This is a genomic window from Streptomyces sp. NPDC058964 (genome assembly GCF_042741275.1).
GTDB lineage: Bacteria > Actinomycetota > Actinomycetes > Streptomycetales > Streptomycetaceae > Streptomyces.
Window position 1 is genome coordinate 1 of the sequence record NZ_JBHYKH010000059.1, and the last position, 8,001, is coordinate 8,001.

Genomic DNA, 8,001 nt, shown 5'->3' on the forward strand with positions numbered 1-8,001 from the left:
GAGCACGTACATCGCATCGTCCGCGGCGGCGACGACCTCCTCGTCGGTCCCGGCCATCCCAGCCTCCCCAGTGGTTCGTCCAACGGCGCGCACCCTAGTGCGAGCGGAAGGCGATTGTCACGGCTGCCCCTCACACCCGGAGCTGCAGTTGTCCGCCTTCATGGGGGCGACGCCCGGAACGACGGCTCAGGAGACGGGCAGCCCGAGGAGGTCGCGCGCGACCGTGCGAGGCGACTCGTCGCGCTCCCGGGCCAGCGCGATCACCGCTCGGCAGGCCAGCTCGCTCACCCCGAACGACAGCGCCTCCGGCGACACCCAGGCCGCCGCCTCGTCGATCCGGTCCTGGTCGTCCTCCGCGCAGGCCGCTACATAGGCTGCCGCGGCCTCGAACAAGTTGTGTGTGCGTTTCTCGCGGCCGTCACCCTGCTGAGCGGCCGTGGAGGAGCGGAGTCTGGCGACGTACGTACGGATCCTGTCGAACATGCGGACCGCCTTCCCCCAGCGTGGCTTCGGCTCTGATCGTTCATCTGCTCCTGTTCAACGTAGAGTTGGAACCGCGGCGGCAGAAGAGGGACGAAACGGTGAATCGCCGCGACGCGCCCGGACAGGACTCAGCGCGGGGTGTCGTCCAGTGAGGCGATGGTGTCGCGCAGCCAGGTGAGTTCGGCACGGCTCGTCGCCCGCGCGATGGTGAGGAGGCCCGTCCGGAACGGGTCGTCGAGCTCCTCCGCGCTCAGTGGCCGGTCACCCTCGTAGAAGAAGCTCGCCGGCTCCTCCAGGAAGGCCAGCCTGCGCCGCAGCACCGTCGCCTGGCCCGCGGGGTCGTCGAGGTGTCTGAGGAAGGCGAGCACCGTGAACCAGCGGTTCTCGTCGGTGATGTCGCGCTGTGCCGGCTCCGCGAGCCGGTGGCGCAGCTCGCGCCTGCCCTCCTCGGTGAGTGTGAGCACGTGGCGCGGCGCGGCGACGGAGCCCGGCTCGGTGGCCCGCTCCAGGAGGCCCGCCTTCTCCAGCCGCTTGATGGCGGGATAGAGCGTGCTCTCGGCAACCGGCCGCACATGCCCGGTCAGTGCCGCGATGTGCTTGCGCAGGACGTAGCCGTGCAACGGGGCGTCGTACAGGAATCCGAGAATCGCGAGCTCCAGCATGCCCCGCATTCTCCCCCAAGCTCGCTGTACATCGATGCATCAATACATCGGATTCCCAATACCTCGGATCCGATGTATCTTCTGAGGAGCCGACCGCGACACCGGAGTCATTCAGGGGGATGTCATGAAGCAGACCGAGTTCGACGACAACGGCAGCTGCATCCGCTGGACGGAGACGCCCGGCGCGCAACCCGCGCGCGTGTATCTGCACGGACTGGGGTCGGTCGCGGCCGTGTACCACGCGCACATCGCGGCCCGCCCCGAACTCGCTGGCCGGCGGAGCCTGTTCGTCGATCTGCCCGGACACGGCATCAGTGACCGGCCCGAACGGTTCGGCTACACCCTGGAGGACAATGCCGACGCCCTGGCGGCGGCGCTGGACGCGGCCGGTCTCACCGGCGCGGAGCTGGTCGCGCACAGCATGGGCGGAGCGGTCGCCATCGTGCTCGCCCACCGGCGGCCCGACCTCGTCTCCCGGCTGGTCCTCGCGGAGGCCAACCTCGACGCCTTCCCGCCCGCGACCGCAGGAAGCAGCGGGATCGCTGCCTACGGGGAGGAGGAATTCGTGAACGGCGGGTACGCGCGTGTGCTGGAGAAGGTCGGCCCCCTCTGGGCGGCGACCATGAGGCTGGCCGACCCGCGCGCGCTGCACCGTACCGCCGTCGGGCTGCGGCGCGGCTCGGACCCCGTCATGCGCACGATCCTGGAAGGGCTGGCGATCGACCGCGTCTACCTGCAGGGTGAGCTCAGCGGTGGACTCCCGGGCGAGGAGGGCCTGACCGCGGCCGGGGTGCGCGTGGTGACGGTGCCCGGTGCCGGGCACAACGTCATGTTCGACAACCCGGACGCCTTCGTGGCGGCGGTCGCGGGACGGGGGTGAGGGGGCGCTCCGGGCGCATGCCCCCGGCGCACACCCCGGAGCGCGATCGGCGCACGGCGTGGTGGCCGTCCGTGGGCACGGTCCGCCGGCGCGGGACGGAACGCCGTGCTCAGCCCTCCCGCACCGCCAGCGCGAGGAAGCGGTCGTCCTGGTCGACGTACGACGTCATGCGCCAGCCGGAACCCGCCAGCACAGAGCGGAGGTTGGGTTCCGCACGCAGGTCGTCCGGGGTGATCTGCCGGCCGTGGCGCGCCGCCAGGGCCGCCCGGCCGATCGGATGGAACAGCGCCAGCACGCCGCCGGGGCGCACCACACGCGCCAACTCGCGCAGATTCTCGGCCGGGTGGGGCAGATGCGCGATGAGCCCCGCCCCGAACACGGCATCGAGGGACTCCGACCGGAGCGGCAGCGCAGCCACGTCGGCGAGAAGCAGCCGGCCCTCACGGTCCCTGCCGGCGCGTACGGCCGCCTCGAGCATCGCCGGGGTCAGATCGACCCCCACGACCACGCCCGAGGACCCCACGGCGGCGCGCAGCGGCGGCAGAGCACGCCCCGTGCCGCAACCGGCGTCGAGCACCCGGTCTCCCGCGCGCAGTCCGAGGTCGGCCACGGCGGCCGCGTAGGCGGGGCCGTCGTCGGGAAACCGGCTGTCCCAGCCGGCCGCACGGGCCGTGAAGAACTCCTGGACGTGTGTGTGGTCGTCGCTCATGTTCCGCATGATTCCTCACCGGCACGGATGACGCCTTGGCGTGCACGTTCGAGCCTGACGCGATCGTTCCGGCACACCGTTATGTCATATTCCAACACTTTTCGAAATGCGCCCCCTCTGTGCTCCCGTGCTCCCACTAGCGTCCCGGGGCCATGGGACACCTGGACCACGCCTCCTTCGGCTGGCTGACCCCCGTGCTGTCTTACGTGATGGCCTGCATCGGCGCCGCACTCGGACTGCGCTGCACCGTCCGCGCGCTGGCCACGACCGGCCGGTCGCGCCGCAACTGGCTCGTCACCGGGGCCTCCGCGATCGGCACCGGCATCTGGACCATGCACTTCGTGGCCATGCTCGGCTTCGGCGTCAGCGGTACCGACATCCGCTACGACGTCCCGCTGACCATCCTGAGCCTGCTCGTCGCCATGGTCGTCGTCTGCGTCGGCGTCTTCGCCGTGGGCTACGGCCGGGACCGCACCCGGGCGCTCTTCCTGGGCGGCCTGACCACCGGGCTGGGCGTCGCGAGCATGCACTACCTGGGCATGGCGGCGGTCCGGCTGCACGGCGACGTCGGCTACGACCCGTTCCTCGTCGCACTGTCCGTCCTGATCGCCGTCGTCGCGGCCACCGTCGCCCTGTGGGCGGGGCTGAACATCAAGTCGCCGGTCGCGGTCACCCTCGCCTCCCTGGTCATGGGAGCGGCCGTCAGCAGCATGCACTACACGGCGATGTTCGCCGTGAGCGTGCGCGTCACACCCTCCGGCGCCGACCTGCCCGGGGCCACGGCGATGCAGTTCATCTTCCCCCTCGCCGTCGGCCTCGGGTCCTATCTGTTCCTCACCTCGGCCTTCGTCGCCCTCTCCCCGACGGCGGGGGAGCGCGAGGCGTCCGCCTCGGCACAGCGGTCGGACGAGAGTGCCGCCGCCCGCTAGCGGGTCCGGCAGGGCGTGCCCCGAACCACTACCGAGCGAGGAGGCCATGCGTACACCCCCTAGGACCCCCGCAGCAGGCGCGGAGGAACAGCCCCCGCCGCCCGTGCGCGGCCGCCGAGCGCACGCCGGACCACCCGCCGACGAGGGCGTGGACGAACCCGATGACAGGGTGCCGGGCCACGCGCCCACGCGCGCGGGGCGCCGGCGAATACGACCCCGGACCGTTCGGGCCAAGGTCGTCTGCCTGCTGATGGTGCCCGTCGTCTCCCTGCTCGCCCTGTGGGCTTACGCCACCGTCACCACCGTCCAGGACGTCTCCCGGCTGCGGCAGGCCCAGCGTGTCGACTCCGAGTTGCGGGCCCCGGTCAACGTCGCCGTCACCGCCCTGCAGGCCGAGCGCGCGGCCGCCGTGCGGTACGCGACCGACCCGGCCGCCGGACAGGGCAGTGACCTGCGGAAACTCTCCGCACGCACCGACCGGGCCGTGGCCGCGCTGCGGCTGGGGAACCACAGCACGGTCGCCGACAGCGAGGAACTGCCCCGCGTCGTCGCGCGGCGGCTGGAGACCTTCGTCACCGGAGCCGAGCGCCTGCGGACGCTGCGTACGGCGGTGCTCGACCGCCGTGCCGGCTGGGACGAGGCGTACGGACAGTACACGGGGACCATCGAGGCGGCCTTCGGCGTGGACGGTGCCCTCACCGGCATCCAGGCGGACGATCTCGGCTCCGACGCGCGCGTACTGCTCGAGTTCTCCCGCGCCGGCGAGGCGTTGGCCCAGGAGGACGCGGTGCTCACCGGCGCCCGCCTCACCGGCGGTCTCGGGGGCGAGCGGCTGCGGCTGTTCACCGGCGCCGTCGCCACGCGCCGCACGCTCACCGCGTCGGCCGTCGCGGACCTGCCCCGGGCCCAGCGTGCCGCCTGGCGGGACCTCGCGGGAAGCAGGGCCTACACCGCGGTCGGCGCCGCCGAGGACAAGGTCCTCGCCAGTGCCCCCGGCATCCGCGCGCTCGACGCGGCCCCGGACGCCACCTGGGACCCGGCTCACGCCCGCGTGCGTGACGGAATGCGGGCCATCGGGACGGACGCGGCCGGCCAAGTCGCGGGCCGGGCCGACCCGTTCGGACGCGGTCTGCTCACGCCAGCGGGGGCCGCCGTCCTCTTCGGGCTCGTCGCCGTCGCCGCCTCCCTGGTCATCTCCGTGCGGATCGGCCGCGCCCTCGTGGTCGAACTGGTGAGTCTGCGCAACAGCGCCCTGGAGATCGCCCGGCGCAAACTCCCCGAAGCCATGAGACGACTGCGCGCGGGCGAGGAGATCGACATCGAGGCGGAGGCACCAACCGCCTCCTCCGCGGAGGACGAGACCGGTCAGGTCGCCGAGGCCCTGGGCACCGTGCACCGCGCCGCCCTGCGCGCGGCGGTGGAGCGCGCGGAACTCGCCAGCGGCATCTCCGGGGTGTTCGTCAACCTCGCCCGCCGCAGCCAGATCCTGGTCCACCGCCAGCTGAGCCTGCTGGACACCATGGAACGCCGCTCCGAGGACCCCGACGAGCTGAGCGACCTCTTCCGGCTCGATCACCTCACCACCCGTATGCGCCGCCACGCGGAGAGCCTGATCATCCTCTCCGGAGCGGCACCCGGACGGGCCTGGCGCATGCCCGTGTCCCTGACCAACGTGGTGCGCGCCGCCGTGTCCGAAGTCGAGGACTACGCGCGCGTGGAGGTACGCCGGCTCTCCGAGGCCTCCGTCATCGGCGCGGCCGTGGCGGACCTCACACACCTGCTCGCCGAGATCGTGGAGAACGCCGCCCAGTTCTCGCCGCCCCACACGCGCGTGCGCATCACCGGCGAACCCGTCGGCAACGGCTACGCCGTGGAGGTGGAGGACCGCGGCCTGGGTATGGGGCGGGAGGCGCTCGCCGAGGCCAACCGGCGCATCGAGCAGTCCGAGGCGCTCGACCTGTTCGACAGCGACCGCCTCGGGCTCTTCGTGGTCAGCAGGCTCGCCGCCCGCCACGGCATCAAGGTCCATCTGAGGACCTCGCCCTACGGCGGTACCACCGTCGTCGTCCTGCTGGCCACCGCGCTCCTGCACAGTGGGGCGGCGGAAGGCTCCCCCCGCTCGTCGGCGGACGCGCAACAGCCGGCGGAACGCGGACACGCGCGCGTGCCCGGTGCCGCTCCGCTCCCGGGTGCCGTCCCCGCGCCCGCCGATCGGCCGGCTCTGGCGGCCACCGCCCCGCCTCCGGGACAGCCCCCGACCGACAATCCACCCCCCGGAGTGACCACCTTGCGGATGCACCGCCCGCCGGACGACTCCGGGGGCTCCGACGATCTACCGCGCCGGGTACGGCAGGCGAACCTCGTGCCCCAACTGCGCGGGCAGCGCCACGAGGAACCGGTCCGGCCACCGGCCTCCCGAGAGGACCGGCGCACCCCCGAACTCGTCCGGGACCGTATGGCGGCCTACCGCGACGGCTGGGCACGCGGCGGCGGCAGGCAACCGGGCCGGGGCGCCGCCCCGGACCCCGCATCGGGCAGAGACAGCAGCGAAGGAGACCCCGCGTGATCCAGAACCCGGGTATGAGGGCCGCCCAGCGATCCGGCGAACTCGACTGGCTGCTGGACGACCTGGTGGCGCGTGTGAGCGAGGTCCGGCACGCCGTGGTGCTCTCCAACGACGGCCTGGCCGTCGGCGCCTCGACCGATCTCAAGCGCGCGGACGCCGAACACCTCGCCGCCGTCGCCTCCGGATTCCACAGTCTCGCCAAGGGCGCGGGCCGGCACTTCGGAGCCGGTGGCGTGCGCCAGACCATGGTGGAGATGGACGACGCCTTCCTCTTCGTGGCCGCCGCGGGCAATGGTTCCTGCCTCGCCCTCCTCACCAGCGTGACCGCCGACATCGGACTGGTCGCGTACGAGATGGCACGGCTCGTCAAGCGGGTCGGCGAGCACCTCCACACGGCACCGCGCGGCGCCGCGCGGCCGTCGGCCGCCGGATGAGCCGAAAGGGCGGTCGGCATCGATGACCCAGGAGACGAAGGGTGTCCAGCCGGAGCCGGGCAGTCAGTGGTACGACGGGGAGGCCGGCCCCCTGGTCCGCCCCTACGCCATGACCGGCGGCCGTACCAGGCCCGGCCCCGGCGGAGTGCGGCTCGACCTGATCGCACTCGTCACGCTCGACTCAGGCGCGCCCGCCGCCGACGACACCGCGCTCGGGCCCGAGCACCGGGTGCTCATCGGCCTGTGCCGGACGGAGACGCAGTCCGTCGCCGAACTGGCCGCGGGCGCCGACCTGCCCGTGGGAGTCGTCAGAGTGCTCCTCGGCGACCTGCTGGAACTGGGCCGCGTCACCGTCAGCCGCCCGGTGCCACCGGCCCAGCTGCCCGATGAAAGGATCCTGCGCGAGGTCATCGAGGGCCTGCGGGCGCTGTAGACGAAGGGTCAGAACCCGCCGCGACGCGGCACCGGCTCACACACCCTTCCGGTACCAACCGGGCGCCGGTCGCTCACAACAAGGCGATATCGGCACAATCGCCCATAAGAGCACGACAGTTGTCATGATGCTGGCTTCGCACGCAGACGCCGACCACCGCAGGCACTCCCGAGAGAAGTGATCATGATCTCCGAGTACTCCGACACCACGGACGGCGAGACGTCCGCCCTGGCGCTGAAGATACTGGTCGCGGGCGGATTCGGCGTCGGCAAGACCACCCTGGTGGGAGCGGTCAGTGAGATCAGGCCGCTGCGCACCGAGGAACTGCTCAGCGAAGTGGGCCAGTTGGTGGACGACATCGACGGGGTGGAACGGAAGGTCACCACCACCGTCGCCATGGACTTCGGGCGCATCACCATCCGGGAGGGCCTCTCCCTGTACCTCTTCGGGACACCCGGCCAGGACCGCTTCTGGTTCCTGTGGGACGAACTGTCCCAGGGAGCCCTCGGCGCCGTGGTCCTCGCGGACACCCGGCGACTCGAGGACTGCTTCCCGGCGGTGGACTACTTCGAGCACCGCCGCATCCCGTTCGTGGTGGCCGTCAACTGCTTCGCGGGCGCGCGTGCCTACGGAGCCCATGACGTTCTGCAGGCCCTGGACCTCGACCGGGGAACGCCCGTGGTCCTCTGTGACGCCCGCGATCGGGACTCGGGCAAGGAGGTGCTGATCCGCCTCGTCGACCACGCCGGGCGCATGCACACCGCCCGGCTCCTCGACTCAGTGGGCTGACCGGCCGGGGCCGCCCGGGCCCCGGCCGGGGGCGTGAGCCCGGCCGGTGGCGGTGGGCCCCCACCGGGTGGAGGGTCTCGCCGCGCCCCCGGGGCGCCCGGCCGCCCCTGGCGGGG

The 8,001-nt window shown here is 72.5% G+C and carries 9 protein-coding genes; 6 read left to right on the plus strand and 3 right to left on the minus strand.

Features of this window, described 5'->3' with window-relative positions; translation table 11 throughout:
• Positions 1-186: 186 nt before the first annotated feature.
• Both ACFW2E_RS10585 and ACFW2E_RS10590 read right to left on the minus strand, forming a co-directional pair.
• Positions 187-483: a hypothetical protein gene (locus tag ACFW2E_RS10585; RefSeq protein ID WP_384464485.1), complete on the minus strand. Its 297-nt coding sequence runs from the start codon at positions 481-483 to the stop codon at positions 187-189.
• A gap of 128 nt (positions 484-611) precedes the next feature.
• Positions 612-1,145: a PadR family transcriptional regulator gene (locus tag ACFW2E_RS10590; RefSeq protein WP_384464488.1), complete on the minus strand. Its 534-nt coding sequence runs from the start codon at positions 1,143-1,145 to the stop codon at positions 612-614.
• A gap of 124 nt (positions 1,146-1,269) precedes the next feature.
• On the opposite strand from ACFW2E_RS10590, the gene ACFW2E_RS10595 reads away from it, so the two are divergent.
• Positions 1,270-2,025, plus strand: a complete 756-nt coding sequence (locus ACFW2E_RS10595) for an alpha/beta fold hydrolase (RefSeq protein ID WP_384464491.1) — start codon at positions 1,270-1,272, stop codon at positions 2,023-2,025.
• 109 nt (positions 2,026-2,134) lie between these two features.
• Here the strand turns inward: ACFW2E_RS10595 and ACFW2E_RS10600 are convergent, their stop codons facing one another.
• Positions 2,135-2,743 (minus strand): class I SAM-dependent methyltransferase, encoded by a 609-nt coding sequence (locus ACFW2E_RS10600; RefSeq protein ID WP_384464494.1) that lies wholly within the window; start codon positions 2,741-2,743, stop codon positions 2,135-2,137.
• A gap of 143 nt (positions 2,744-2,886) precedes the next feature.
• Here ACFW2E_RS10600 and ACFW2E_RS10605 point away from each other — a divergent pair, with 143 nt between their 5' ends.
• The 5 genes from ACFW2E_RS10605 to ACFW2E_RS10625 all read left to right on the plus strand — a co-directional run bounded on the left by ACFW2E_RS10605 (position 2,887) and on the right by ACFW2E_RS10625 (position 7,885).
• Entirely contained in the window at positions 2,887-3,663 is a 777-nt protein-coding gene (locus ACFW2E_RS10605) for an MHYT domain-containing protein (protein ID WP_384464497.1), read from the plus strand.
• A 46-nt stretch (positions 3,664-3,709) separates the two neighbouring features.
• On the plus strand, positions 3,710-6,229 hold the full coding sequence (locus tag ACFW2E_RS10610) for a nitrate- and nitrite sensing domain-containing protein (protein ID WP_384464500.1): 2,520 nt from the start codon (positions 3,710-3,712) through the stop codon (positions 6,227-6,229).
• Complete coding sequence (locus ACFW2E_RS10615) at positions 6,226-6,663, plus strand: roadblock/LC7 domain-containing protein (RefSeq protein WP_384464503.1); 438 nt, start codon at positions 6,226-6,228, stop codon at positions 6,661-6,663. The genes ACFW2E_RS10610 and ACFW2E_RS10615 overlap by 4 nt, the downstream gene beginning before the upstream one ends.
• A 22-nt stretch (positions 6,664-6,685) precedes the next feature.
• The gene (locus tag ACFW2E_RS10620; protein WP_384464506.1) at positions 6,686-7,096 is read left to right on the plus strand and encodes a DUF742 domain-containing protein; all 411 of its coding nucleotides are present in this window, start codon (positions 6,686-6,688) and stop codon (positions 7,094-7,096) included.
• Between the two features lie 183 nt (positions 7,097-7,279).
• On the plus strand, positions 7,280-7,885 hold the full coding sequence (locus ACFW2E_RS10625; RefSeq protein WP_384464509.1) for an ATP/GTP-binding protein: 606 nt from the start codon (positions 7,280-7,282) through the stop codon (positions 7,883-7,885).
• Positions 7,886-8,001: the final 116 nt, after the last annotated feature.

What these genes read in the sequence shown, in the direction of transcription:
- ACFW2E_RS10585 (WP_384464485.1), bottom strand. Translation starts at nt 483, where the DNA reads ATGTTCGACAGGATCCGTACGTACGTCGCCAGACTCCGCTCCTCCACG.
- ACFW2E_RS10590 (WP_384464488.1), bottom strand. Translation starts at nt 1,145, where the DNA reads ATGCTGGAGCTCGCGATTCTCGGATTCCTGTACGACGCCCCGTTGCAC.
- ACFW2E_RS10595 (WP_384464491.1), top strand. Translation starts at nt 1,270, where the DNA reads ATGAAGCAGACCGAGTTCGACGACAACGGCAGCTGCATCCGCTGGACG.
- ACFW2E_RS10600 (WP_384464494.1), bottom strand. Translation starts at nt 2,743, where the DNA reads ATGCGGAACATGAGCGACGACCACACACACGTCCAGGAGTTCTTCACG.
- ACFW2E_RS10605 (WP_384464497.1), top strand. Translation starts at nt 2,887, where the DNA reads ATGGGACACCTGGACCACGCCTCCTTCGGCTGGCTGACCCCCGTGCTG.
- ACFW2E_RS10610 (WP_384464500.1), top strand. Translation starts at nt 3,710, where the DNA reads ATGCGTACACCCCCTAGGACCCCCGCAGCAGGCGCGGAGGAACAGCCC.
- ACFW2E_RS10620 (WP_384464506.1), top strand. Translation starts at nt 6,686, where the DNA reads ATGACCCAGGAGACGAAGGGTGTCCAGCCGGAGCCGGGCAGTCAGTGG.
- ACFW2E_RS10625 (WP_384464509.1), top strand. Translation starts at nt 7,280, where the DNA reads ATGATCTCCGAGTACTCCGACACCACGGACGGCGAGACGTCCGCCCTG.